Source organism: Spirosoma oryzicola (assembly GCF_021233055.1).
Classification (GTDB): domain Bacteria; phylum Bacteroidota; class Bacteroidia; order Cytophagales; family Spirosomataceae; genus Spirosoma; species Spirosoma oryzicola.
Genome location: NZ_CP089543.1, coordinates 139,290 through 163,817 on the forward strand (window position 1 = coordinate 139,290; position 24,528 = coordinate 163,817).

Sequence of the window (24,528 nt, forward strand, 5' to 3'; positions counted from 1 at the left end):
CTCATGTTTACCGTATTCATTGAACGGCCCGTGCTGGCCACCGTCATCTCCATCTTGCTGGTGATTGTGGGAGCGCTGGCCTTGTGGAAGCTGCCGATTCAGCAGTTCCCCGACATTGCGCCCCCCACGGTGCAGGTCACGGCGCTCTACCCCGGCGCCAACGCCGAAACGCTGCTGCGCTCGGTGGCGCCCTCGCTGGAAGAAGCCATTAACGGCGTCGAGAACATGATGTACCTGAAGTCGACGGCCAGCAACGATGGCACGCTTGTCATTCAGGTGAGCTTCACCCTAGGTACCGATCCCGACCAGGCTGCCGTGAACGTGCAGAACCGGGTGGCCCAGGCCACCAGCCAGCTGCCCAGTGAGGTGGTGCAGCAGGGCGTAACGGTGGCCAAGCAGCAGAATAGCCTGGCGATGATTGTGGAGCTCTACTCGGATGACCCCAAGAAGTACGATCAGACCTTCCTGGACAACTACGCGCAAATCAACCTGATACCAGAGCTCAAACGCATTCCGGGCGTGGGCTCAGCCGCCGTATTCGGGGGCAACAAGGCCTACGCCATGCGCGTCTGGCTGAACCCGGCCCAGCTGGCTAGCTACGGTCTCACGCCGGCCGAGGTGATGGCCGCCATTCAGGACAAAAACCTGGAGGCCGCCCCCGGCCGCCTGGGCGAGAGCAGCCAAGAATCATTTGAGTACGTCATCAAATACAAGGGCAAGCGCAACAAGCCCACGGACTACGAAAACATGATTATTCGGGCCAACGCCGACGGCTCAATGCTGCGCCTTAAGGACGTGGCGCGGGTAGAATTTGGCTCGACGACCTACAACACCTCCGTGCGGATTTCGGGCAAGCCCGGTATGAACGTGGCCATCTTCCAGTCGGCGGGCTCCAACGCCAACGAGGTGCAAATTGCCGCGGGCAAGGTCATGAAGAAGCTGGAAAAGGACCTGCCGAAAGGGGTCAGGCAGCTAACCCTGCTCAGTACCAAGGAAGCGCTGGACTTGTCCATCGAGCAGGTTGAGCACACGCTCCTGGAGGCCTTTGTCCTGGTGTTTATCGTCGTGTTCCTCTTCTTACAGGATTTTCGCTCGACGCTCATTCCCGCCATTGCCGTGCCGGTGGCCATCGTGGGCACGTTCTTCTTCATGCAGCTGGTGGGCTTTACCATCAACCTGCTGACGCTCTTTGCCCTGGTGCTGGCCATCGGCATCGTGGTCGATGACGCCATTGTGGTGGTGGAGGCCGTGCACAGTAAGCTGGAGGAAGGCACCCACTCGGTAAAAACAGCTACCAGGAAGGCCATGCAGGAGATTACCGGGGCCATTATTTCTATTACCCTGGTCATGGCAGCCGTGTTTCTGCCGGTGGGCTTGCTGGATGGCCCGACGGGGGTATTCTACCGCCAGTTTGCCTTCACAATGGCCATTGCCATCCTTATTTCGGCCGTCAACGCCTTAACGTTGAGCCCCGCGCTGGCAGCCCTGTTCCTCAGGCACACCCCGCACGAGCACGCGGCACCGAGCACGGTTAAAACCCGCTTTTTTGCGGGCTTCAACCGTAGCTTCGAGCGGCTGACTGCCCGCTACGTGGGCAGCATTAAGTTTCTGGTGCGCCACAAGTGGGTGGGCCTCAGCGGCCTGGTGCTGGTTATAGCCCTCACCGGCTGGCTGGCCAAGCGCACGCCTTCCGGCTTTATTCCGAATGAAGACCAGAGCTTCGTGGCCGTGGCCGTGACCCTGCCGGCTGGTGCATCGCTGCACCGCACCGAGCAGATTGCCCAGCAAATCGAAGCGCAGTTAATCCCTCTGCCGGCTATTGAGGTCATCAACATGATGGCCGGCTTCAACATCCTGGCGTCGGCCAACAGCCCCTCGTCCATCACGCTATTTGCGCGCCTGCGGCCCATTAAAGACCGCGGGGCGGAAAAGGACATTGAGGGCATCATGGCCATTATACGCGAGAAAATGACCACCATTAAGGGGGCGGACATCTTTGTATTTACTACGCCTACCGTGCCGGGCTTCGGCAACGTAGAAGGCCTGGAAGTGGTGTTGCAGGACCGCACCGGCGGTGAGTTGCCCAAGCTGGGCCAGGTCGGGCAGGCCTTTATCGGCGAGCTGATGAAGCAGCCGGCTATTGGCGTGGCCTTTACCTCGTTCCGGGCTGACTACCCGCAACTGGAAGCAGAAGTAGACGAAGTAAAAGCCGCCCAGCTGGGCGTAGGCGTGAAAGATGCGCTGCAAACCATGCAGGCTTACTTCGGCAGCGCCCAGGCCACCGACTTCAACCGCTTTGGCAAGTACTACCGGGTGGTGGTGCAGGCCGACAAGGCCAGTCGCGCCGACCTGACGGCCCTCAACGGCGCGTTCGTGAAAAACAACCGGGGCGAGATGGTGCCCCTGGCTACGCTGGTGCGTTTCAAGCGGGTGTTCGGCCCAGAAACGGCCTCGCGCTACAACCTCTTCAACGCGCTGACCATCAACGCGACCCCAAAGCCGGGCTACAGCTCCGGCGATGCCATTAAGGCCGTGGAACGGGTGGCCGAGACGTACTTACCCGCGGGCTACACCTACGAGTTTTCGGGCCTGACCCACGAGGAAATCTCCTCGGGCAACCAGTCAACCGTCGTCTTTTTGATGTGTATTGTGTTTGTGTACTTCCTGCTGGCGGCCCAGTACGAGAGCTACATTCTGCCCTTTGCGGTGCTACTCTCGCTGCCGACGGGCATTTTGGGGGTGTTCGCGGCCATTGGTCTTGCGGGCATTACCAACAACATCTACGTGCAGGTGGCCCTGATTATGCTCATTGGCCTGCTGGCCAAGAACGCCATCCTGATTGTGGAATTTGCCTTGCAGCGTCGCCACGCGGGCGAACCGTTGGTGCAGGCCGCGCTCAATGCCTCGGCCTCGCGCCTGCGGCCCATCCTGATGACCTCGCTGGCCTTCGTGGCGGGGATGCTGCCCATGATGAACGTACAAGGCCCATCGGCGCAGGGCAACCATTCGATCAGCATCGGCGCGGCCGGGGGCATGGTCACGGGCGTTTTGCTTGGCCTGTTTCTCATCCCGGTGCTATTCGTGATTTTTCAACGCCTGCATGAGCGAATTAGCGGTACTTCTCACCCGGTCACGGCTCACCCGACCCCGGTACCCGAACCCGAACCGATTAACTAATCCATGACGACTACCCAAAAAACGCGCTGGCACCGCCCCACCCTAGGGCTCCTAGGGCTGGCTTGCCTGCTACTGGTTTCGGCCTGCAAAGTGTCGAAAGACGTGCCGATGCCGACGCTGGGGCTACCCGCTACCTACCGCACGGCTCCCAACGCCGATACGAGTTCCGTGGCAGGCTTGCCGTGGCGGAGCTTCTTCACCGAGCCAGCCCTGCAACAACTGCTGGATAGCGCTACGGTGCGCAACAACGACCTACAGCTAGCCATCCAAAACATTACGTCTGCGCAGGTTGCTCTCCGGCAAGCGCGGTTGGGCAATGTGCCGGCCGTGACCCTGCAGGCTGGCGTGACCACCAACCGGCCCTCAGCCAACAGTCTGAACGGCATTTCTTACCGTCAGTTCCTGGGGGTCAATCACCTCGAAGACTACAATCTGGCCGCGGTCGTGAGCTGGGAAGCCGACATTTGGGGCAAAATACGCAGCCGCAAGGCAGAGGCCCTGGCGGCTTACCTGCAAAGCCAGGAGGCCCGCAAAGCGGTGCAAACCCAGGTAGTGGCCCAGGTAGCAGAAGGGTATTATAACCTGCTGATGCTGGACACCCAACTAGCCGTAGCCCGGCGTAATGCGGCGCTTACGGACAGTACATTAGCGATTACTCAACTTCAATTTACCGCCGGCCAGGTGACGTCCCTGGCCGTCCAGCAGATCGAGGCCCAGCGGCTGACCGCGGCTGGTTTGATTCCGGCTTATGAGCAGGCCATTACCGTGCAGGAACATGCCCTGAGCACACTGGTGGGACGGTTGCCGGGCGATGTCCGGCGCTCGGGTAACCTGCTGGCGATGGAGGTGCCGATGATAGCCGCGGCTGGGGTACCCTCGGCGCTCTTGAGCCAGCGGCCCGATGTACGCAGTGCCGAACTGGCGCTGGAACGAGCCAATGCAGCTGTGGGGTATACCAAAGCGCAGCTTTACCCGACGCTGGCCATCACGACCCAGGGGGGGCTTAACGCCTTCCAAGCCAGTAACTGGTTCAGCATCCCGGCCTCCCTGTTCGGGCTGGCGACCGGGGGGATCACCCAACCGCTGCTCCAGCGCCGGGCGCTGCGCACCCAGTATGAGCTCAGCCGGATTGACCGGGAGCGGACGGTCATTCAATTTCGTCAGCAGGTACTGGTTGCCGTGGGCGAAGTATCCAATGCGTTGAGTCAAATCACCAAAACGCAGACCCAGCAAGCTTTAGCGTCGGACCGTGTCCGCGCCCTGCGCCAGGCCACCAGCAATGCCAATCTCTTATTCCGTAGTGGCCTGGCTACCTACCTGGAAGTCTTGACGGCTCAAAGTAATGCGCTGCAAAGTGAACTGGAACTGGCTTCGCTGAAACGTACCCAGTTGGAAGCGAACGTGGAGCTGTACCGAGCCGTGGGTGGCGGCTGGCAGTAGCTAAACGGCCTCGCGTCAAGCAGACCGGAATATCCTTACACGAATGGGTTGTATGGCGTAGCCGACCTAAGCAGGGCCATCGGTAGTTGCCCGAAAAGTCAAATGCGCCTACCTTAAAACCAACGACAATGGAAACCCAGTCACTCGTCAAACTGGCCAAGTCCCTCAGTGACCCGCACCGCCTGCGTATTCTACAGGAAATGGCTCGGGTGCAGTGGTTGGCATGCGCCGATTTATACGCGTTTGTGCCCATCAGCCAGCCTACTATGTCGCAGCATGTGAAAGCGCTGGTGGATGCGGGCTTTGTTGATTCCCAAAGAGAAGGCCGCCATATATACCTATCCATTAATCCAGTCAAGCTACAAGAACTGAATGAGTTTCCACACTTGCTCAACGTCAGCCAACTACCCCGAATCAGTAACTAGTATGAAACATACGTACGTAATGGTTTATGAAAACGTGTCGTTGCACCCCATCGCGCAAACAACGTCTACAACCAGATAAATGAGTAACTACCATGGCTATACCTAAGCAGATGCACCTAATTGCACAGCTGGCCAGTGGCCAGGGCATCGAACAGGGTGGGTGGCGGTGGCCCACCGAAGATGCCGGGGCCTTTATCAACGAGGACATCTACCTCAAAGCAGCCCAATTAGCCGAAAAGGCGAAGCTCGACGGTTTATTTATGACGGATGTACCCAGTGTCAACGTCGACCTGCGCAACCAGCCCCCACAAGCCAGCCTCGACCCGGTGGTGCTGATGGCTCTGATGGCCAAGGCCACCGAGCGCCTGGGCCTGGTAGCCACCATGTCCACCTCCCTTAGCGAGCCCTACACCATTGCCCGGGTCATGCGCTCGCTGGATCTGGTGAGCAAGGGCCGCGTAGGCTGGAACGTGGTGACTACGGGCACCCAGGAAGTGCTGCTTAACTACTTCCCCGGTGTTCTCGATCATAGTCACAAGCACGCCCGTGCCCTGGAGGTGTGGGAAGCCGTGCTACGCCTGTGGGGCAGTTGGCCGGAGGGGGCCCTGAAACTGGACAAGGCGGGTATTTTTGCCGATGCCGCCCAGATTCAACCCATCAACTTCGAAGGCAAGTATGTTACCACGCGAGGCCCGATTCTGCTACCGCCCTCGCCCCAGGGCCAGCCGGTGATATTCACGGCCGGCGGGGGGCAGTACGGCTATGCGTTTGCAGCCACCAAAGCCGATGCCATGTACAGCAACCCGCCCACGCTCGATTACGCCAAGGCCTTCTGGCGGGAGCTATCAGCCAGCATCCGCCAGGCCGGCCGCAACCCGAATCAGTTTACCATCTACAATGGCATCGGGGTATCGATTGCTTCCTCGGAACAGGAAGCGCTTCAACGCCGGGCCAGACTCGACGAGATGGGCGACCCGGCCTCCCGCCGGCAGTACCTGAGCCACATGTTGGGCATTCCGGTAGCCGAGCTGCCCCTGGACGCGCCCATTCCGGCCGCCTTGCTCCAGCGGGCTCGCCCTAATGCCCGCGACCAACGCTCGCCCTACGCCTACGACCTGGCCATGAAGGGTTTCACCATTCGGCAAGTGTTGGCCCACGGCCCCATCAACTACCACCCCATTTTTTTAGGCACGCCTGAGCAGGTGGCCGACAAGTTCCAACTCTGGTTTGAGGCTGGTGTGGGAAAAGGCTTCTGCGTAGTGCCCGATTCGGGTCTGGAATCGCTAACCGATTTTGTGGAGCAGGTCGTGCCGATTCTGCAAAAGCGTGGTCTGTTGCGTACGGAGTACAGCGGCACCACACTACGGCAGCATTTAGGCTTGCCCTACCAGAATGGCTTTCCTGATAAAGACTGAAACGTTTCACAATCAATTAACCAGTAAAGTAACGACTATGAAGATTGGAATCATTGGCACCGGCCCTGTTGGTGGCTCTCTCACCAAAAACCTGGCTGCTCTCGGCCACCAGGTGAAAGTGACCAACACCCGCCAGCCGGCCGAGTTGGCTCAAAAAGCAAAGGAGCTGGGCGCTAGCCCTGCCACCCTGCAAGACGTGGTACGAGACGTGGACCTGGTTTTTATCGCCGTGCCCTTCAAGGTACTTGACGAGTTTCCCAAGGACCTATTCCGGTCGTTGCCCCCCGAGGTAATTGTGGTAGACACCGGCAACTACTACCCCTTCCGGGACGAGAAGATCGACGCGCTGGAGCAGGGCACGCCCGAGAGTGTACTGGCGGCCGAGCAATTGGGTCGATCCATCATCAAAGCCTTCAACAACCTGCTGGCCGAAACAATTGCCAGTGGTGGTACCGCCCCCGGCACGCCCGGCCGCATCGCCCTTTCCATTGCGGGCGAGGACGAGCAGGCCAAGCAAGTCCTGGCCGACCTCTGCAACGATCTTGGCTTTGACGTAGTAGACGGGGGCACCCTGGCCGACTCCTGGCGGCAGCAGCCCGGCACCCCGGCCTACTGCACCGAGCTCACGGCCCCGGAGCTAACCCAGGCCCTGGCCAACGCCGTGCCCGGCAAGGCTCCGCAGATACGCGACGAAATTATCTCGGCGCTGATGCAACGCGAAGCCTGGCCTACCCGCCAGGAAGTGGTAGCTGGCAACCGCGCCAAGCAGCAGGGTAAAATGTAGGTGGTCCCAGTGCCCCGCGTAGTTACTTTGTGTTCACGCTGGGCAGTGCTACTGCCTTTACAATCAGACTATTATTCTGACATGTCAACCTATTAAAACGTATGAGCGAGCAACCGCTGCTGACCCCTTATCACTCCGATAAGCTCATCCTGAAAAACCGCGTGGTGCTGGCGCCCATGACCCGCGCCCGCGCCGACAACGAAGGCAACGTGCCTACCGACCTGATGGTGACCTACTACACACAGCGGGCCTCGGCGGGCCTGCTCATCTCGGAGGGCGCATTTGTGAGCCCCCAGGCCGTGGGCTACATCAACGTGCCGGGTATCTACTCGCAAGCGCAGGTGGCGGGCTGGAAAAAAATAACCGACGCGGTACACGCGCAGGGCAATCTGTTTTTTGCGCAGCTCTGGCACGTGGGTCGGCTGTCGCACCCCGACATGCTGAACGGCAACCTGCCGCTGGCCCCGTCGGCCATTAACGCCCACGACAACGTGTATACGCCTAGCGGCTTTCTACCCACGGTGACGCCGGCCGCCATGACGGTCGCGCAAATCAAGCAAACGGTGGCCGACTTCGCGCAGGCCGCGCAAAACGCGCTGGCCGCCGGCTTCGATGGGGTGGAGTTGCATGCCGCCAACGCCTACCTGTTTCACCAGTTTTTTGCGCAATGCGCCAACACCCGCGCCGACGAGTACGGCGGTTCGCGGGAAAACCGGGCCCGGTTTCTCTTCGAGGTGCTGGAGGCAATGCAGACAGCGGACGTGGACCTGAGCAAGGTAGGCGTGCGACTCAACCCCTCGCTCGACGGCTTGGGCGGTATCACGGTTGACGCTGAAACCCTGCCCACGTTTGATTACATCGTGCAGCGCCTTAATGACTACGGCTTGGCTTACCTGCACCTGCTGGAGCCGTTCACCGACGTGAGCCAGAATGCGCTTGCCGAATCCCACATTGCCCGGCGCTACCGCCCCCTCTACCAGGGCACGCTCATCATTAACAACGGCTTTGACCAGGAGAAAGGCAATACGATCCTGGCCGATGGGGAGGCTGACCTGGTGGCGTTTGGCAAACCCTTTATCGCTAACCCCGATCTGGTCGCGCGCTTTGCACAACACACGCCCCTGGCCAAACCAGACAAGGAGACCTTGTACACGCCCGGCCCTAAAGGTTACACGGACTACCCGGCCTTAGCTGAACCGGTACCTCATTAAGGCTGATTGTCAACTTTTACGCAAAACATCTTATTTCCAATAGAATGGCAACGAACATCATGCACTCGGCGCAGGCCAAATCGATCGGCGGGCGCGACGGCCGTATTGAATCAACTGACAACGTACTCAACCTGGAGCTGACCATGCCCCGCGCCCTGGGTGGCCGCGCCCGAGAAGGCGCGACGAATCCCGAGCAACTGTTTGCGGCTGGCTATGCGGCTTGTTTCGGCAATGCCGTCATTCATACGGCCCGACAGGCGAAAGTAAGCGTGGGCAACATTTCCGTCGACGCTCGGGTAGAACTCTTCATGAACGAGGATAATCTGCCAACGCTTGGCGTGGCTCTGCACGTGAACCTGCCCGACGTAGTCCAAGCCCAGGCCCAGGAAATCGTGGCCCAGGCTCACCAGACGTGCCCGTACTCGCGCGCCACGCGCGGCAACATCGACGTCAATCTCATCGTCACCACCGATGCCGTAGTAGCCGCCTAGGCCGCCACGTTTGCAGAGCGAGCCTTGCGCCCTGCTCGAGAGCGACCCTAGACCGGGCGTAAGGTTCTTAGTTCATCTGGGCCCGCCTGTTTAGCGAGCTGATGTTACCCATTTTTTTCACTCTTGCTCATTCTCTTTATGAATATTGGCATTATCGGTACCGGTTCAATCGGGGCTACCCTCGCGCAAAAGCTGATGGCTGCCGGCCACCAGGTGAAAGTGACCAACACCCGCCAGCCGGCCGAGTTGGCTCAAAAAGCAAAGGAGCTGGGCGCTAGCCCCGCCACCCTGCAAGACGTAGTACAGGACGTGGACCTGGTGTTCGTCAGCATCCCCTTGCATGTCATTCCAAAGCTGCCCGCTGGCCTGCTGCGCGACCTGCCCACGGAGGTAGTGGTGGCGGATACCAGCAACTACTACCCGCAACGGGACGGGAAAATCGACGCCTTAGAAAACGGGCAAGTCGAAAGCGTGTGGGTGGCCGAGCAGCTGGGTCGCCCCATCATCAAAGCTTACAACAATATTCTGTCCCAGACGCTGGTTGCGGGCAGCGATGCCCCCGGCACGTCCGGCCGCATCGCCATTTCGGTAGCTGGCGACGATGCGCAGGCCAAACAGCGCGTGGCCGAGCTCATCAGCGCTACAGGCTTTGACGTGGTAGACGCGGGCTCATTGGCCGATTCGTGGCGGCAGCAGCCCGGTACGCCGGCCTACTGCACCGAGCTCACGGCCCCGGAGCTGACCCAGGCGCTGGCCGCCGCCGTGCCGGGCAAGGGCCCACAGGTGCGCGATCAGATTATGGCCCAGCTCACGCAGCGCAACATGCCCCCCACGCGCGATGACCTCCTGGTCTTGAACCGCTCGCTGGGCATGGGCGTTTAGGGCCAGGAGCCGGCCGCCATGACGGGAGCGCAAACCAAGCAAACAGTGGCCGACTCGGCCCTAGCGCCTTAGTAGCCGCGCACGGCCCCACCGACCTATTATAAATTCATAGTGACCTGACATGTTATAAATTCATAGTAACCTCACATGGGAAATAACCAAAACCCAACCGTCTTAGTCTTGGGCGCCAGCGGCACTATCGGCCGTCGAGTTATTAAAGACCTGGAAGGTCAAGCGGTTAACGTGCGCATCACCTCGCGCAAACAGGTGGTAGTAGACCAGCTTACCCGCGAAGGCAAAGACTGCACCTACCTGGACCTGGACGACCCTAGAACCTTCGCCCTGGCGCTGGCCGGGGTGGACCGGGTGTTTCTGCTAACCGGCTACACGGTGGCCATGCTCACCCAGAGCAAAACACTGGTAGATGCGGCCAAGAAAGCAGGCGTCCAGCATATTGTGCACGTAGGCGTGTTTGCGGAGTGGGATACGACCGATGCGCACTTTGCGTGGCACCAGATGATCGAAAAATACATCGAGGCCAGTGGCATTGCCTGGACTCACCTCCACCCGAATATGTTTATGGAAGTATTTACGGGCCTGTACATCCCCAAAAACTTCACCTACACCGGCTATTGGGACGACCGTCGCATCGGCTACATTGCCTCTAGCGACATTGCGGCAATGGCCACCAAAGCGCTTGTCGAAGGGCCTCAGCGTCACGGTGGTCAACATTATTGGTTGAGCGTAGAAAGCTTTAACGGACAGGAAATTGCGGAGCTGTTGAGCGATGTTACCGGCCTCGACATCACGTATGAAAACAAAGGGCTCGAAGGCTTTAAAGGGGTAATTGAGCAGGTGGTGGCCAACGGCGGGGAGAGCTGGTACGCGAACGCCAACATTGAGTTTGTGACGCAGATGCTCGATGGCAGAATGTCGTATATGTCGATGGTGCAGAACGATATTCCGTACGTGCTGGGAAGACCGGCTAAAACACTTCGGGAATTTTTGGAGGAGCATAAGGCTGCCATAGTGGAGTCCGCCACCAAAAAATCGTAGTATTTTGTCCTGATATAAGTTATCCATTTTAAGCGAAAATTAGTGACCTATATCAGGACAAGTTATTCTTTTGGGGGCGCCCACTATTAATCGTAGAGTAACTGTTAGTATATCGTCTCTTATAACGCCCCATTTGAGAAGCAGATAAATAAACAGCTGTCGTCTCAGGTAGGAGCCTTTTTCTAAGAAAGTTTAGTGGCGGCTCTGGGAAGAATACGGAATGGGCACCTGCAGACCAACTTTAACGAGTGACATGGCAACGCTGGTTTTGAAAGACTTTACGTTCGTATGGCTGAAAAAAATCTTTTGCGTCAGACGCCCATAGGCCTCCATAGAAGGGGTCAAAATGATTAATAAAAAATCGTAATCCCCCGTTACATAGTAGCATTGCTGCACTTCTGGAGTTCCCTCAAAGAGCGCCTTGGCCTCCTCGATATGGTCGATTCGTTCGCTACTTAAACTCACTTCAACCAGCAGCGTCACCAGCGCCCCTACTTTCTCCCGATTAAGTATAGAGGTATCGGCTGTGATGATCTTCTCCTCCCGCAGTCGCTTGATCCGCCGTTGGACCGCAGCCGCTGACAAACCAATGGTTTCGGCGATGTCCCGTTGTGGCCTCATATTGTCGGCCTGTAATTCGCTCAGGATAGCCAGGTCAAATTTATCAAGGTCTTCCATATCTAGGTGCCGGGTAGACAATCAACGAGTCAGAATTGCGTAAAGGGGTCAAAAATAGAGGAAAAGATGCAAACCTTATAAGCGAATTTTGCACGCTATTTCACATTGACTTCGCAATACGATGGAATCAAAGACGATAAAAGGGGTTAGCTTAGCCATAGGGGCCGCCATACTTTGGGGGGTGTCGGGCACCGTGGGACAATTTCTCTTTGAGCACCGGCATATCAATGTGGAGTGGCTAATCACCACGCGAATGTTGCTATCGGGCGCTCTGCTGTTGAGCTTTTCTGGGTTGGTTGAAAAGGCCAATCTGCTGTCGATATGGAAGCACAAAAAAGACGCCCTGCAGTTGGGTGTTTTTAGTCTGGCCGGCATGCTGGCCGTTCAGTATACGTACTTTGCCGCCATCAACTATTCCAATGCGGCCACGGCAACGGTGCTCCAATATTCAGGGCCAATTCTCATTGCGGTTTACCTGGCGATCAAAACCAGACGTATGCCTACAAGATCCGAAGTAGGGGCAATATTGCTGGCGATCTTTGGCACCGTGCTGCTGGTCACCCGGGGTGATATGATGAGCCTGTCAATTTCGGGCTTAGCCTTGCTGTTTGGGCTTGGGTCGGCGGTTACGCTGGCCATTTACACCTTACAACCGGCCCGTCTTTTAGCTAGGTATAGCTCCTCGCTGGTTATTGGCTGGGGCATGTTTTTTGGCGGTTTGGTTTTCTCGCTAGTCCGGGCACCGTGGCAGGTCAGCGGAACCTGGGACACACAAACCTATCTGGGTATGGGCTTTATTGTGGTCTTTGGGACGTTGGTAGCTTTTTACGCCTATATGTCAGCCGTGAAGCTAATTGGTGGTCAGAGAGCTAGTTTATTGGCCTCGGCCGAGCCCCTCTCCGCGGCTCTGATCGCGGTGATGTGGCTTGGGCTCTCCTTCACGGGTCCGGAATGGCTTGGCAGTTTTTGTATTATTTCGACAATCTTTCTGTTGAGCAAGCAGTCGGGTTCGCCAGACTCCCATCCTGGCTAACAACTTAACTTTAGTTCCGTCGAATCCTCAAATCGATATTCGTCTCAGGAGGGAGCGTTTATGTGAGATTAGACTACCGATCTAGTGACTAGGGTGATAAACCGGGTTAGGACGGTACAACCAGTTTACCCGCGCCCTGGTCACTTCCCATAAAGTGATGCGCTACCACGATCTGCTCTAAGGTAAATGTTCCGCTGCCCCTAATCAGATTTGACCCGCTTCAACTTGCCGGATGTAGTGTTGAAACGCCATCGCCGGATTCGTAACCTGACCGCTATTGTAAGTGGTCAGCCGCCCCATAGCCGGAATAAAGTCCATTGGTACAAACTGAGGACTCGACCAGCTTTCGGCCAGCATCCCACTCATAGACCCGGTACTGCCGAGTTTGAGACAACGTAGCGAGGCCTGTAAGGTAGAGCTGCCAACCAATTCCACCACTTTATCGACGCCTTCCGGATAAATAGACCGCACGGCCTCCGTCAATTGACCGTTGTCGACCAATACGTGTGCCGCCCTTTAAGTTTGTAGTAACCCGTCCGTCAGCTTTAAACTATATACACCGGTTGCGGTTCATAGTACGTTGATTGGCGCAAACTTAAGATTGACTGACCATTACGTATGTCCCTGAACTATATCCGGCGGGGTGCCGGTAAACCACTGTTATTACTCCATGGCCTAGGTAGCTCTCTGAAGGCCTGGGATCTGGTTATCGATGAGTTGGCTACTCAGCGGGATGTGATTGCCGTGGACTTACCCGGTTTCGGTCAATCACCGGCCCTACTAGGCGAAGTATCTATTTCTACGCTGGCTGATGTGGTGACCGATTTTTTAAGCCAGCACCAGCTCCTGGGCATTGATGCTGTCGGCAACTCTATGGGGGGCCGATTGGTGCTCGAATTAGCCCGGCGGGGCCAGGTTGTCGGTTCGGTCGTATCCTTGGATCCGGGTGGTTTCTGGCAAGGCTGGCAGGTGGCCTATTTCTATCATTCGGTTCGGCTATCAGCTCAATTATCCAGCCTCATTCAACCGATTTTACCACCCCTGGTAAGCAATCCGGTGAGCCGAACACTGTTGTTCGCGCAATTTTCGGCTCATCCCTGGACGATCCCGGCTCCAGTGGCCCTGAATGAATTTCGGGAGTTTTTGCCCACCCCCAGCTTTACTAAACTTCTGGATAGTCTGGCCCATGGCCCCCCGCAGCAGGGAGCGCCCCTTGGCTCTATCCCCAACTTGGTCATTGGCTGGGGTCGCCAGGACCGGATTTGTCCGCCCAGTCAGGCGAAACGGGCCCTGGCGTTGTTTCCTGACGCGCAGCTTCATTGGTTTTCGAATTGTGGACATGTTCCGCAACTAGATGTGCCGGCTGAAACCGTGGCGCTGATTCTGGCCGTTACGGAGGGTCGCTACGAGCCTCAAACCCCAGTTTCTACGGAAACAAAGGAGTCTGAAGTTACCGAAAACGTCTTTATTGGTGTAGGTGTTGCGGTGCTGTTGGTAGGACTATTTCTCACGTTTGGCTTGAAACGATAAGGTCACATTGATCCGGAAGGCATCTACGATGTCTACTACGATTTAGGGGCTGTTTCTCTAGGTTAGTGGTGATAAACTAGCTAAAGTCATAGTCTAAATGTACTAGTTTTGGGTATTCAATTCTGAAGTACAAATTATTAGTTACTTCTCTAATAATTACAATTTATAGTTTAGGCGATCTCGTCCACGAAAAGGCTCCTATTCGAGATCGTCTAAAAGCCAGAAAAACTAATTTGAATACCTAAATATCCAATAAGCCCCGTTCATTATAGCCATTCTCTTCTTTTATCAACGCATCAACTTGCTTATCGAGTTTGGGCAAGTACATAGCCTGAATATAAACGAGATCCATCGAATTAAAGCAGACACCTCCGACTAGCTCGTAGCCACTGGACAATCGATCAACCACTTGCGACTCGAGCAATTCCAGGGTCTCGGCGGCTTCCACTACATATAACTTCATAGTAATACGAATTTGGTCAACGTACTGGCCAAGATACAAGCTGACCGCTATTTACTACTATCCGCTGGACTTATTAGTTTGCAATGATATCGTAGTTGCATCTTTTTAACCCGTTATTCCTCACTTATTAGCACCTGATCGTCTACTTCAAGATCTCAATTAAACGCTCCAAAGGCAATACAGTGCATGAGGTCTTTAACAGAGTTTCGTTAGCTGGTAAACAGAGTTACAAACGATGATCCTAAAGGCAATCTAAATCGGGCTTATAAATAGTATTTTACCGCTAAAATAGGGGTCAGCATAGCCTGTCCTGTCTTTTTCAAGCTTTGTATTTTTCCTGGCAGTCATTTAGGAAAAGCGGTCTTTCCATGAACAGTTTTGGCAGAAGATGGTATGAATCAAGTAATAACGATAAGTATAGGTCAGCGTCCAGTTGAGTAAGCGTTATATAGGACGATTATTTTTTGATACCTGTGAAGTGGCCACAGCGGCTGACCGTCGTCACCCCGGTTTAGTTCATAGCCTATGTTCCTTTGCAATTTATAACCATATAACTTAATCTTTATGAGACCATTACCTCATTTCGGCTGTCGTAGTGGTATACTAAACAGGTTTAAATTAGTTAGAATCGTTGGAAATATTTAACTATTTTAAGCTATGGCTGGCAAAGGATACTCAACTCAACAGCAGCTCCTGTCGAATAAACACCTCAAAGAGTGGAACGACACGACCACTGCCGAAACGGAAGCTTTCTACCAATTACAGTGTAAACACAAAATCGAGCGTGATCAGTTAGCCTTTGATAAAATCACGGATACCCATCAACGTAGTCTCTTAATCACTCAGCAATCAAAAGAAGTTGGTGAATTAAAACAACAGCATAGCCAGAAGCGGGACCTTATTCGAGAATGCCATCTTAAGGAGGAAAGCGCTCTTAAACGAAAATTGGTGGAGTTTACGACGCATAATTAATGATTGGGTTTCACGTCTCTATTTCACGAAACGCCCAATTTATGATGCTGACCCATTAAAGCTTATTCGTCTCACGGGGGAGCGTTTAAGGAGACGATTTTTTTTAATAACTGTAAACTCTAGTTAGTCGCATACGTACTACGATGGTACTATGCCTCCTTTACACCACTGACCTAATGATTTGCCAGCACGAAACGATTGAGTTGATACCAAATCGACAGTCGTTAAGAAGTTTACTTATAACTCAATTATTTCCCATTCGGGAATTGGGTAGAAAATTTGCTTAACGGACCTAAATAGAAGCGCTTTTTGCCGTATCAAATCGCTTTGCCTGTATTCGATCATACTCGTCCACATAATCCGGGTGCTCCGTCTTCAATAGCCGATCCCAAAAACGAAAATACAAACCATAGTTACCCTTGAATTTACTGTGATGCAGATTGTGGTGTACCGACGTGTTGAGAATGTCAAAAAGGAATGAATGCCGAAACCAGCGTGGAGCTATCTCATAGCCTAGGTGACCATACACGTTGATCACAAATCCAACGACCGCAAACAACACGATTGTTAGAGCATGCATGGGTATCAGGCAAGCAATGACCACCAGGACCGCTCCTTCCGCCAAGGATTCAAGAAAGCTAAATGAATAGGAAGTCCAGGGCGACGGATTAGTTGATCGGTGATGCAACAGATGGGTCAACCGAAAGAGCTGTTTGTGGTGTAACAACCGGTGCAGCCAATAAAAATATGTATCGTGAATAACTAAACTGAGCACCAGACTCGTCACCACCCACCAGCCTGGATAGTCGGCTAAATGATCGTAGACCAGCGTGTAGCTCCTGAAGGGGGTACGCAGGACTAAATACGAAACCAGGGCGAAGACGGCTGTGGATTGCAGGGAATGCAGGATTTCACGAATAAAGTCCTTATTGATGGCATTTTTAGGCTGAATTTTCGACTTGGCAAAGTAGGGGGTAAAGACTAAATAGAAAATAAGAAATGGGATGCCGGCTAAAACGAAATATCGCAGGGTTAACAGGGTAAATGTACCCCCTATGATTTTCAATGAATGCTCCATGACAGACGGGTTCTAATGAGGCTATAAATCTACTGCCTCTGGCCTACCCGGCTCGTTAACTTAAGATAATTACCGCTCATGCCGGCTAGCCATTCGTCTTCTTAGCCGACTTAATGACACGGGCGTGATGCCCAGAAAGGTGGCAATATATTTATTGGGGACCCGATTGATAATATTGGGTTTTTGCTCAACCAGTTGGCGATAGCGCTCTTCGGGTGAAAGCAATACGAACGATTCGATCCGATCCATTGATTGAGCGAGCATAGTCATCAAAAAGTACTTGCGTGTGCTTTCTAACTTAGGCGTGCTTTCCAGCAGGGCTTGAAGGGCATCATATTCAATCTCCAGTAAGTCGGTATCCTCCATGGCCTGATAGGTAAACCGGGATGGTTTATCGAGGAAAATGGCATCTTGGGAAGCCACAAGCTGATCTTCCCAGTTTAACTCGGTTGTGATTTCATCCCCGTTCTGCTTGACCGTATACACGCGGATCAATCCCTTTAAGATAAGCGCGATTTTGCGATGGGTACTGTTTTGCTGCATATACACCTCTGAAGCCGCCAGGTGCCGGGGTTTGGCTAGCTGTAACAGAGTGGCTAACTCCTCATACGTCAGGTTTTTAAAGCGCTGCAAGTAAAACAGTATTCGTTCGGAGTGGGGATCAAAAGCTAGGGGTGGTGTTGGGTTTTCCATGTACACGAATGCCGATCGATTGAAGAGATGAAGCAAATATAAGTTATCAGCACCGGGCCCGTTCGCTCTATCCACGGGTATAGTCTAGGGCACTGACTTAGATCTGCAACAACCGCCCGGTACTCATCTCACTTGGGAGCGATTAATGAGACGCTTATTTTAATAACTGTTAAGGCCAGTTAGATGAACACGGGTTTACTCTCTTTCATACTTGACTGGTAACAGATCAAGCACCGGAGTTTTGAAAATGCCTGAGCTATCCTCTGAAATTACCAAAATCGGCCCGGTTGCCTAAGTTAGTCTAGCTGAATCTTATTAAGCTGCGCTAGGGCGTATCGACTCCTGCCCGGAGTTTACGCCTTTATCCACAATTACGTCTTCAGCACCGGCAGTCTCCAGTAGATCGGCCACTTGTTTGGCTTCAGCGGCCGTTTGGGTTTTCACCGTTATCAAACTTCCCCTGGAATCGCACCGATGGACCGGCTGGGACACGCTTGACAATCCGACCACGGTTGAATCACTATTGTCCGGCTCTTTGGTACGAATCTGGAGTAGCTGGAAGCGGACCCATCCAGCAGGTCTCCGCTGGGACCAGACCTCATCCGGGCTACTAAAGAGGGAGGAAAAGAACCGACCACTGCTGGCATCAGCTTGGCCCCCTGCGATGGTGCTGTCACCGATAGTTGTCTGCGAGCCGGTATGGGTCGATAATTCAACGGTTTCCCGGCTAAAGCCCATAGCCAGCAGGCCTTGAATCGCCTGCTGGGCTTCGGCTGCATTATTAAATAGACCCCGTACCGTTAGTAACTGTGTCATCATGCTGACCTTTAGTTGATTTACTCTGCAAGGAAGACGAGTAGACTACGCCATCTAACCAAATGTACGACCCTTAGTCCGTATGCTCTATGACCGTCATCACCCGGCTGCATGACCGTTACCCGGCCCGTTCTGATTATGATGAGCCGACGCTTTGGTTTAGTTCAGTCGGTGAACAATCATAGTCTATACTATCAATGGTCATAGAAAAACCGTCCGCTCCCCCTCACCTTTGAGCGTTCTTATCACTTGTCACTTGTTTAACGCGAACTTACTCAATGGACTACGCTAAAACCGTCATTTACATGGCTGACGATGATGCCGATGACCGGTACTTTATGCGCCAGTCGCTCCAGGAAGTTTACCCCTGGGTGACAGTTGTCGAAGCCCAGGATGGGAGCGAACTGCTAACGCTGCTCGATACCTGGAGCCAGCAGCCAGCCCCCCAACCGGTCCACCTAATCCTGCTCGATGTGAACATGCCCAAAGTAAACGGTTTAGAGGCTCTGAGGGCCATCAAAGCAAATCCGTTACTGCGCCACATTCCGGCCGTAATGCTTTCAACTTCGGTCGAACCGGCTCAAATGGCGACAGCCTACCAAAACGGGGCCAGCATGTGTCTGGAAAAACCACATACTTACGCCCACCTGAACCAAATTTCCCGATCAGTCAGCGGTTTTCTTTAGGCACGCTCGCCAATTAGCCGGTAGGATCTTAGTAACCACAAAAAGTACCGCTTCCTCATTATAAAATAGGAAGCGGTACTTTTTGTGGTTACTAAGTAGGTCAAAATTAGACAATTAATAAAAAGTTGGTATAAACCGGTGAACCGGCCCCAACCCTAGTTTAGTAAATAAGGTACGATGACGCCGAATAAAGCAGCAACATGGGCTTTCTTGGCCGGGGGGGGGGAGCTAGGCGACCTTATGCGTAACAAAGACTGGTCAAATACCTCCATTGGAGCTCCTGACCAGTGGACTCCGAGCTTGCGGGCTACTGTAGGCGTGTGTCTCAATGCCCACACGCCCGCCCTGATCTGGTGGGGATCTGGACACGTGATGCTCTACAACGATGCCTACCGGCTGATTCTAGGCGATAAGCACCCCAAAGCATTGGGCAGTGAAGGGCGTGCGGTTTGGCCCGAAATATGGGCTACTTTGGGTCCAAGGCTTAAGGCTGTACTCACACGGGGTGAAGCGGACTGGTCGGAGAATGAATTGCTGCTGGTCAACCGGCGCGGTTTACCCGAGGCGGCTTACTTTAGTTGTTCCCACAGCCCGATTTACGACGAATCGGGCGGCATTGGGGGCGTCTTCTGCCTGGCTACCGAAACGACCGACTCCTGGCTACGCCGGCGGCAACGGCAGGAGCTTGAAGAAGCCGGGCGGAAAAAAGAACTAAGTCTGGCTACTCTATTTGAACAGGTAACCGTCGGGGTAGCTATTCTGGGGTTGGACCCCGCCTTTACCGTTGAACTAGCCACCCCCTTTTACCACCAAGTTGTTGGACGACCGGCCAACCAACTGGTAGGCAAACCGCTGCTGGAGGCCTTGCCTGAGCTGGCCGGCCAGGGCTTTGAGGGGCGATTGAAGCAGGTAACAACAACGGGCGTCGCCTACAAGAGTGGAGAAACGCCTGTCCACCTGATGCGCCGTGGCCAGCTCGAAACAAGCTACGTCGACTTTGTGTACCAACCCCGCTACGAAACCAATAAATCCATTACGGGGGTAATCATCATCGTAACCGACATTACCCCGGCGGTGCGGGCGCGCCAACGCTTGGAAAGCAACGAACGACTGCTCAGTGCCATCATCCAACAAACACCCTTGGGCGTGGGCATCTTTAGCGGCCCCGAATTCACTGTCGAAATGGCCAACCCGACCATCTGCCAGCTTTGGGGACGTACCCATCAACAAGTAATCGACAAGCCTTTATTTACCGTCTTACCCGAAGCCACCGGCCAGGGGTTTGAAGAACTCCTACAGGGTGTCTATAAAACCGGCTTTGCTTTCGAGGGCCACGAACTACCCGTCACCTTGGAGCGTAATGGCCAATTGAAGACGGTGTACTTCAACTTTGTCTACGATGCCCTGCGGAACGTGGAGGGGGGCATCGAGCGAACCATGGTCATCGCCACCGAGGTAACCCGAGCCCGGCAGGACCGCCAGCAAACCGAAGTCAGCGAAGCCAGGCTGCGCAGTCTGTTTCAACAGGCTCCGGTGGCCATCGCTATTATGCGCGGTCCCACCTTCGTGGTCGAACTGGCCAATCCGCTTATCTGTACCCTCTGGAACCGCACCCAAGCCCAACTCCTGGGCAACCCAATTTTCGGGGTACTAACCGAAAGCGCCGGGCATGGGTTTGAGGAACTGCTAACCGGCGTATTGCATACCGGGGTGCCGTTTGTGGGCCATGAATTACCCGTACCCTTTCAGCGCGACGGGCAGGTTCAACCCGTTTACGTTAACTTCGTTTACGAACCGCTGCGCGACCGGCCCGATGGCCCCATCTCCGGCATCGTCGTGGTTGGAACCGACGTAACCGAACAGGTGCTGATCCGTCAGCAGACCGAGCGGCTGCTGGTGCAGGAGCGCGAGCTCAACGAGCTGAAGTCTAACTTTGTCACCCTAGCCTCCCACGAATTTCGCACCCCGATGGGCACCATTCTCTCGTCGGCCTCGCTGATCGGTCGCTACAACGGCCCCGACGAGGACGATAAACGGGAGCGGCACGTGCAGCGTATCAAATCGGCGGTGCATGGGCTAACCGGACTGCTGAATGATTTTCTCTCGCTTAGTCAGATGGAACAATCCACCCTGCACGGCTGCCCGCAGCCATTGCATATTGTTACCTTCTGCCAGGAAGTCATCGACGATATGCAGGCCTTGATTAAACCTGGTCAGCGCATCGTTTACACCCATCTATCGGGTGAACCGGCTGTTTCGCTCGACGGACAAATGCTTAAAAATATTCTTATCAATCTACTGGTTAACGCCAGTAAATACTCGGCCAATGGCAAAGCGATCGACCTGAGTACGGCCGTGGCGGGCGATCAGTTCCAGCTGACGGTCCGCGACCAGGGCATCGGCATTCCTGACGCCGACAAGGATAAACTGTTCATTAATTTTTTCCGGGCCCGTAACGTCAATCACGTCTCGGGTACGGGTTTGGGCCTGTATGTGGTTAAACGCTACGTCGATCTGCTGGGGGGAACCGTTAGCTTTACCAGCCAGCTCGATTCGGGCACCATCTTCACCGTCCACCTCCCCCTAACCCCCCCTTCCCATGAAAACCATTCTGGTGATTGAAGACACCCCGGCAATGCGGGAAAACATCAGCGAAATCCTCCAGTTAGCTCCTTATCAGGTCGTTCAGGCGGCTAACGGCAGGGAGGGGATCGAACAGGCCCGCCAAATCCACCCGGACCTGATTCTGTGCGACATTAAAATGCCTGAACTCGATGGTTTCGGCGTCTTGCACATCCTGCGAAAGGACCCCACCTTAGCTGGTATTCCGTTCATTTTTCTGACGGCGAAAGTCGAAGCGGCTGATTTTCGGGCGGGCATGAACCTGGGCGCGGACGATTACTTGACCAAGCCCTTCGACGACCTTACCCTGCTCAATGCAGTGGAGTTGAGGCTCAAAAAAGACGCAGCGGTACCGCCCCATCCCGCTGAGGTTTCTATCCCCTTAGGCCACCTGACGAAAGCTCTCTTGGAGGGAAACGATATCCGCCAGTTTCTGTGCGATTATTACCCAACGACACACTATAACCGTAAACACCGTTTGTTTACGGCGGGGAGCAGGCCGACTGTGGTGTATTTTATCCAGCAGGGAAAGGGTAAACTTTTCCAGGCGGATGCAGCCGGGAATGAATACATCACGGGCCTAGTTGGTCCGGGCGATTTTGTGGGATACCGGGCGCTACTGGAAGAAGAGCCCTACACCGAGACAGCCGAACTACTGGAAGAAGCGCAGGTCTGTAGTATTCCCAAAGCGGACCTGAAGACCCTACTTGATCACCAGTCGGCTGTGGCCAACCAATTTTTTCGGATGCTGGCTGGCGACGTCGCCGAGCTTCAAGAACGGCTGCTGAAGCTTGCCTATCAATCGGTCCGCAAACGAGTGGCCGAAGCTCTGTTGATGGTTGAGCGAAAATTTTATCCGCAGTCGGAAGGCCGCACCACCGGCGATACGGTGCGGTCAGAAAGCCTCCGTTTCGGCCATCCGGACGCTAACACGTCCTCAGTGATGACTCTGTCGCGTGAGAACTGGTCACACTTGGTAGGAGCCTCAACCGAAACGGTCATTCGTATTTTGGGCGATTTACGGAAGGAAGGGCTGATTGAAATCAATGCCAGCCAGATTACGTTGCTTGACATTGACAAACTCACTCATCTTAAGCGCTGATAAGCTGAAGTTGATCAGTCTTGAAGCTGATAAAGATTACCTGGGTTGCTGGTATTCATCATTTCCTTTAGAGTAGCCTGTCATAGATAAGCTGACACCGTCAGGCAACCTTTGGGATCTGGGTCAACGCAACTACGTAGGTCAACTTCGGAAAACCAAAACGCGTCAGACTGTCAACGAACATCAGTTATTGACCAGGCTGATGGGTATAGATTATACCTAACGTTTGCCCCTGGCACCGTGAGATCTGCTTTAACTGATCATCAATACCTTGGCATACGGATGAGCCTAAAGCCGGACGTTTTATTAGTTAGCAGTGAATTATACAATTTAGCTGAAGTTAACCAAAAATTGCGCCCCTCGGACCCGTACAAACTTATCGCAAATCTATGAAAACAGTACGAACTAGAAACCCGCTTTGGCTGGCATTTTTGCTTTTCTTTATGCTGGGGGGCATAAGTGGCGTGCCTCAAGCCGACCAGATTTTAGGCCGGTGGCTATTTCCCTCGAAAGGGTCCAGCGTCGAAATCTATCGGATAGGGGCTCGCTATTTCGCTCGCGTTGCCGAAGTCGATCAGGCAGGGGAGAAAAATTATGGGCTGGTGAGAGATAAACCCCTGATTCGTAACCTTACGTATGATGGACAAGCTTGGTCAGCGGGTGAATTAGAGCACCCAAAAACGGGGGTTATTCATACAGACCTGCGATGTGGCCGAGTCAAAATGAAAATGGCTCCGTTACGTACTGACGATGAGTTGAAACGCTGAAATTTCTTTATGCTAGGATTAAATAAACAAGAGAGAAATGGGTTGTTTTGTTTTCTAAAAGGGCCTTATTAATACGGTATGTCGTCAAGTAAACGTGGACGTCGCCAAATGAAAGTGGATAAAAGGGCCAGGCCACCGGGCGGTGAAAATGAGAAGAGGTGGTCCGCCACCGCAGCAATTCAGTAATCGCAGGGCAACGGCCGACCGTCGGCGATGTTTGCATAATCATTCGGTGCTGGCCTTTGGGCAAAGCCGTCATCCTACTTCGGTTCATTACGTCGATCAGGTCATCCAATACAGTTCCCAAAAACTTAAACCCGCCTAGTTTACATTAACTGCCATCAGGGGGCATTTAGAATCGACTTACAGGCCTTAATCTTAAGCGTTTAAGCGGATTATTTTCTTGATTACGAACGTGATTAGCTCAATTAAACCATTGCTTACTTAATTTTCTTATCAGTGAAACTATGTAGTAAAAGTGACTCTCGAAATGCCCGTTTTAAGCGACCGTCGCTGAACTTCTACCAATGGGGTCAGTTCTAGCTATGTCCAGTCTCAAATTGTTATCTCAAGAATCAAATTCAAAATCTCACATTTTAGCTGAGTTTTTGAGACTGATTTACTCTCAAATGACCGCAGTCTGAATCATCCGCCGTTGAAGTAGCATCTCTTTCTGCGAAATCATTTAGTAACGAGCTACCCTATGTTACGGAAATTTTTGGCTTGATTTTTAAAGCAGCATTGATCGTAACAGAGTTCCATAATTATTTGTAAGAACTGCCAGCGGTCGCCAGCGCGATGGTAGCTACCAAGAGACCTTTTTTAAATGTGATCAAAACAGTTTCCCCCTTAAAAACAATACTGTCGTTAGGCTAACCCGAGAAGTCCAACCCCTTATCAAAAGTTAAAATAAACTCAGGATGCTCAGCAGCATGAAAGCCTAGCTCCTGATCAAGGAGTCGGAGTGCCTGCTCAAGAATTAGTCTTTGAGTAGCTGTAGGTACATAATTAGGCGTAGCCAGATCACGGGATAGTTGGTGTAAAGAGGCTATAGTAAATAAATAAGTCGATTCAGAAATTAACATAGTTCGCACTACGATTGTAGCTCCATTTTCAAGTTTTCCTGCCAGCACATGGCTACAAACGAACAGCAATTTTACAGACAAATAAATTTATCAATCGGCAATCGTGCCAACTCGGCTTAAAT

At 53.7% G+C, this 24,528-nt stretch carries 22 protein-coding genes; 16 read left to right on the plus strand and 6 right to left on the minus strand.

Going from position 1 to position 24,528, the window contains the following annotated elements; genetic code table 11:
- The first annotated feature begins 3 nt into the window (after positions 1-3).
- The 9 genes from LQ777_RS28455 to LQ777_RS28495 all read left to right on the plus strand — a co-directional run bounded on the left by LQ777_RS28455 (position 4) and on the right by LQ777_RS28495 (position 10,881).
- A complete protein-coding gene (locus tag LQ777_RS28455; protein ID WP_232563692.1) occupies positions 4-3,177 on the plus strand; it encodes an efflux RND transporter permease subunit in 3,174 nt (1,057 codons plus the stop codon).
- Between the two features lie 3 nt (positions 3,178-3,180).
- Positions 3,181-4,617 carry a TolC family protein gene (locus LQ777_RS28460; protein WP_232563693.1) on the plus strand — a complete coding sequence of 479 codons (1,437 nt, stop codon included), beginning with the start codon at positions 3,181-3,183 and terminating at the stop codon, positions 4,615-4,617.
- Between the two features lie 128 nt (positions 4,618-4,745).
- The gene (locus tag LQ777_RS28465) at positions 4,746-5,042 is read left to right on the plus strand and encodes an ArsR/SmtB family transcription factor (protein ID WP_232563694.1); all 297 of its coding nucleotides are present in this window, start codon (positions 4,746-4,748) and stop codon (positions 5,040-5,042) included.
- Positions 5,043-5,152: 110 nt separating this feature from the next.
- The gene (locus tag LQ777_RS28470; protein ID WP_232563695.1) at positions 5,153-6,457 is read left to right on the plus strand and encodes an NtaA/DmoA family FMN-dependent monooxygenase; all 1,305 of its coding nucleotides are present in this window, start codon (positions 5,153-5,155) and stop codon (positions 6,455-6,457) included.
- Positions 6,435-7,241 (plus strand): NADPH-dependent F420 reductase, encoded by an 807-nt coding sequence (locus tag LQ777_RS28475; protein WP_232563696.1) that lies wholly within the window; start codon positions 6,435-6,437, stop codon positions 7,239-7,241. Before LQ777_RS28470 ends, LQ777_RS28475 begins: the two co-directional genes overlap by 23 nt.
- A 101-nt stretch (positions 7,242-7,342) precedes the next feature.
- Positions 7,343-8,452, plus strand: coding sequence for an alkene reductase (locus LQ777_RS28480; protein WP_232563697.1), 1,110 nt, complete (start codon positions 7,343-7,345; stop codon positions 8,450-8,452).
- A 44-nt stretch (positions 8,453-8,496) separates the two neighbouring features.
- Positions 8,497-8,943, plus strand: a complete 447-nt coding sequence (locus LQ777_RS28485; protein WP_232563698.1) for an organic hydroperoxide resistance protein — start codon at positions 8,497-8,499, stop codon at positions 8,941-8,943.
- A gap of 123 nt (positions 8,944-9,066) precedes the next feature.
- Positions 9,067-9,825, plus strand: coding sequence for an NADPH-dependent F420 reductase (locus LQ777_RS28490; protein ID WP_232563699.1), 759 nt, complete (start codon positions 9,067-9,069; stop codon positions 9,823-9,825).
- 147 nt (positions 9,826-9,972) lie between these two features.
- Complete coding sequence (locus LQ777_RS28495) at positions 9,973-10,881, plus strand: NmrA family NAD(P)-binding protein (RefSeq protein ID WP_232563700.1); 909 nt, start codon at positions 9,973-9,975, stop codon at positions 10,879-10,881.
- Between the two features lie 192 nt (positions 10,882-11,073).
- Here the strand turns inward: LQ777_RS28495 and LQ777_RS28500 are convergent, their stop codons facing one another.
- Positions 11,074-11,559: an Lrp/AsnC family transcriptional regulator gene (locus tag LQ777_RS28500; protein WP_232563701.1), complete on the minus strand. Its 486-nt coding sequence runs from the start codon at positions 11,557-11,559 to the stop codon at positions 11,074-11,076.
- Between the two features lie 121 nt (positions 11,560-11,680).
- Between LQ777_RS28500 and LQ777_RS28505 the strand changes: the two genes are divergently transcribed.
- Positions 11,681-12,592, plus strand: coding sequence for a DMT family transporter (locus LQ777_RS28505; RefSeq protein WP_232563702.1), 912 nt, complete (start codon positions 11,681-11,683; stop codon positions 12,590-12,592).
- A 204-nt stretch (positions 12,593-12,796) separates the two neighbouring features.
- On the opposite strand, the gene LQ777_RS28510 is transcribed toward LQ777_RS28505, so the two are convergent.
- The gene (locus LQ777_RS28510; RefSeq protein WP_232563703.1) at positions 12,797-13,063 is read right to left on the minus strand and encodes an MDR/zinc-dependent alcohol dehydrogenase-like family protein; all 267 of its coding nucleotides are present in this window, start codon (positions 13,061-13,063) and stop codon (positions 12,797-12,799) included.
- 147 nt (positions 13,064-13,210) lie between these two features.
- Between LQ777_RS28510 and LQ777_RS28515 the strand changes: the two genes are divergently transcribed.
- Complete coding sequence (locus tag LQ777_RS28515; protein WP_232563704.1) at positions 13,211-14,122, plus strand: alpha/beta fold hydrolase; 912 nt, start codon at positions 13,211-13,213, stop codon at positions 14,120-14,122.
- Between the two features lie 241 nt (positions 14,123-14,363).
- Here the strand turns inward: LQ777_RS28515 and LQ777_RS28520 are convergent, their stop codons facing one another.
- Positions 14,364-14,585 carry a hypothetical protein gene (locus LQ777_RS28520; protein WP_232563705.1) on the minus strand — a complete coding sequence of 74 codons (222 nt, stop codon included), beginning with the start codon at positions 14,583-14,585 and terminating at the stop codon, positions 14,364-14,366.
- Between the two features lie 657 nt (positions 14,586-15,242).
- Here LQ777_RS28520 and LQ777_RS28525 point away from each other — a divergent pair.
- A complete protein-coding gene (locus tag LQ777_RS28525) occupies positions 15,243-15,557 on the plus strand; it encodes a hypothetical protein (protein WP_232563706.1) in 315 nt (104 codons plus the stop codon).
- A 292-nt stretch (positions 15,558-15,849) separates the two neighbouring features.
- On the opposite strand, the gene LQ777_RS28530 is transcribed toward LQ777_RS28525, so the two are convergent.
- From LQ777_RS28530 to LQ777_RS28540, 3 genes are all read right to left on the minus strand, one after another.
- On the minus strand, positions 15,850-16,635 hold the full coding sequence (locus LQ777_RS28530) for a sterol desaturase family protein (protein ID WP_232563707.1): 786 nt from the start codon (positions 16,633-16,635) through the stop codon (positions 15,850-15,852).
- Between the two features lie 69 nt (positions 16,636-16,704).
- Entirely contained in the window at positions 16,705-17,328 is a 624-nt protein-coding gene (locus LQ777_RS28535) for a Crp/Fnr family transcriptional regulator (protein WP_232563708.1), read from the minus strand.
- A gap of 315 nt (positions 17,329-17,643) precedes the next feature.
- On the minus strand, positions 17,644-18,147 hold the full coding sequence (locus LQ777_RS28540) for a hypothetical protein (RefSeq protein WP_232563709.1): 504 nt from the start codon (positions 18,145-18,147) through the stop codon (positions 17,644-17,646).
- Positions 18,148-18,422: 275 nt separating this feature from the next.
- Between LQ777_RS28540 and LQ777_RS28545 the strand changes: the two genes are divergently transcribed.
- The 4 genes from LQ777_RS28545 (at position 18,423) to LQ777_RS28560 (ending at position 23,321) form a co-directional block, all read left to right on the plus strand.
- Complete coding sequence (locus LQ777_RS28545; RefSeq protein ID WP_232563710.1) at positions 18,423-18,830, plus strand: response regulator; 408 nt, start codon at positions 18,423-18,425, stop codon at positions 18,828-18,830.
- A gap of 177 nt (positions 18,831-19,007) precedes the next feature.
- The gene (locus LQ777_RS28550) at positions 19,008-21,452 is read left to right on the plus strand and encodes a sensor histidine kinase (protein WP_232563711.1); all 2,445 of its coding nucleotides are present in this window, start codon (positions 19,008-19,010) and stop codon (positions 21,450-21,452) included.
- Positions 21,430-22,554 (plus strand): response regulator, encoded by a 1,125-nt coding sequence (locus tag LQ777_RS28555; protein ID WP_232563712.1) that lies wholly within the window; start codon positions 21,430-21,432, stop codon positions 22,552-22,554. Before LQ777_RS28550 ends, LQ777_RS28555 begins: the two co-directional genes overlap by 23 nt.
- Before the next feature lie 389 nt (positions 22,555-22,943).
- Positions 22,944-23,321 (plus strand): DUF2147 domain-containing protein, encoded by a 378-nt coding sequence (locus tag LQ777_RS28560; protein WP_232563713.1) that lies wholly within the window; start codon positions 22,944-22,946, stop codon positions 23,319-23,321.
- Positions 23,322-24,528: the final 1,207 nt, after the last annotated feature.

Excerpts from the sequence above, each read along its gene's own strand:
- LQ777_RS28455 (WP_232563692.1), top strand. The coding sequence starts at position 4 with ATGTTTACCGTATTCATTGAACGGCCCGTGCTGGCCACCGTCATCTCC.
- LQ777_RS28460 (WP_232563693.1), top strand. The coding sequence starts at position 3,181 with ATGACGACTACCCAAAAAACGCGCTGGCACCGCCCCACCCTAGGGCTC.
- LQ777_RS28465 (WP_232563694.1), top strand. The coding sequence starts at position 4,746 with ATGGAAACCCAGTCACTCGTCAAACTGGCCAAGTCCCTCAGTGACCCG.
- LQ777_RS28470 (WP_232563695.1), top strand. The coding sequence starts at position 5,153 with ATGCACCTAATTGCACAGCTGGCCAGTGGCCAGGGCATCGAACAGGGT.
- LQ777_RS28475 (WP_232563696.1), top strand. The coding sequence starts at position 6,435 with ATGGCTTTCCTGATAAAGACTGAAACGTTTCACAATCAATTAACCAGT.
- LQ777_RS28480 (WP_232563697.1), top strand. The coding sequence starts at position 7,343 with ATGAGCGAGCAACCGCTGCTGACCCCTTATCACTCCGATAAGCTCATC.
- LQ777_RS28485 (WP_232563698.1), top strand. The coding sequence starts at position 8,497 with ATGGCAACGAACATCATGCACTCGGCGCAGGCCAAATCGATCGGCGGG.
- LQ777_RS28495 (WP_232563700.1), top strand. The coding sequence starts at position 9,973 with ATGGGAAATAACCAAAACCCAACCGTCTTAGTCTTGGGCGCCAGCGGC.
- LQ777_RS28500 (WP_232563701.1), bottom strand. The coding sequence starts at position 11,559 with ATGGAAGACCTTGATAAATTTGACCTGGCTATCCTGAGCGAATTACAG.
- LQ777_RS28505 (WP_232563702.1), top strand. The coding sequence starts at position 11,681 with ATGGAATCAAAGACGATAAAAGGGGTTAGCTTAGCCATAGGGGCCGCC.
- LQ777_RS28515 (WP_232563704.1), top strand. The coding sequence starts at position 13,211 with ATGTCCCTGAACTATATCCGGCGGGGTGCCGGTAAACCACTGTTATTA.
- LQ777_RS28520 (WP_232563705.1), bottom strand. The coding sequence starts at position 14,585 with ATGAAGTTATATGTAGTGGAAGCCGCCGAGACCCTGGAATTGCTCGAG.
- LQ777_RS28525 (WP_232563706.1), top strand. The coding sequence starts at position 15,243 with ATGGCTGGCAAAGGATACTCAACTCAACAGCAGCTCCTGTCGAATAAA.
- LQ777_RS28530 (WP_232563707.1), bottom strand. The coding sequence starts at position 16,635 with ATGGAGCATTCATTGAAAATCATAGGGGGTACATTTACCCTGTTAACC.
- LQ777_RS28535 (WP_232563708.1), bottom strand. The coding sequence starts at position 17,328 with ATGGAAAACCCAACACCACCCCTAGCTTTTGATCCCCACTCCGAACGA.
- LQ777_RS28540 (WP_232563709.1), bottom strand. The coding sequence starts at position 18,147 with ATGATGACACAGTTACTAACGGTACGGGGTCTATTTAATAATGCAGCC.
- LQ777_RS28545 (WP_232563710.1), top strand. The coding sequence starts at position 18,423 with ATGGACTACGCTAAAACCGTCATTTACATGGCTGACGATGATGCCGAT.
- LQ777_RS28550 (WP_232563711.1), top strand. The coding sequence starts at position 19,008 with ATGACGCCGAATAAAGCAGCAACATGGGCTTTCTTGGCCGGGGGGGGG.
- LQ777_RS28555 (WP_232563712.1), top strand. The coding sequence starts at position 21,430 with ATGAAAACCATTCTGGTGATTGAAGACACCCCGGCAATGCGGGAAAAC.
- LQ777_RS28560 (WP_232563713.1), top strand. The coding sequence starts at position 22,944 with ATGAAAACAGTACGAACTAGAAACCCGCTTTGGCTGGCATTTTTGCTT.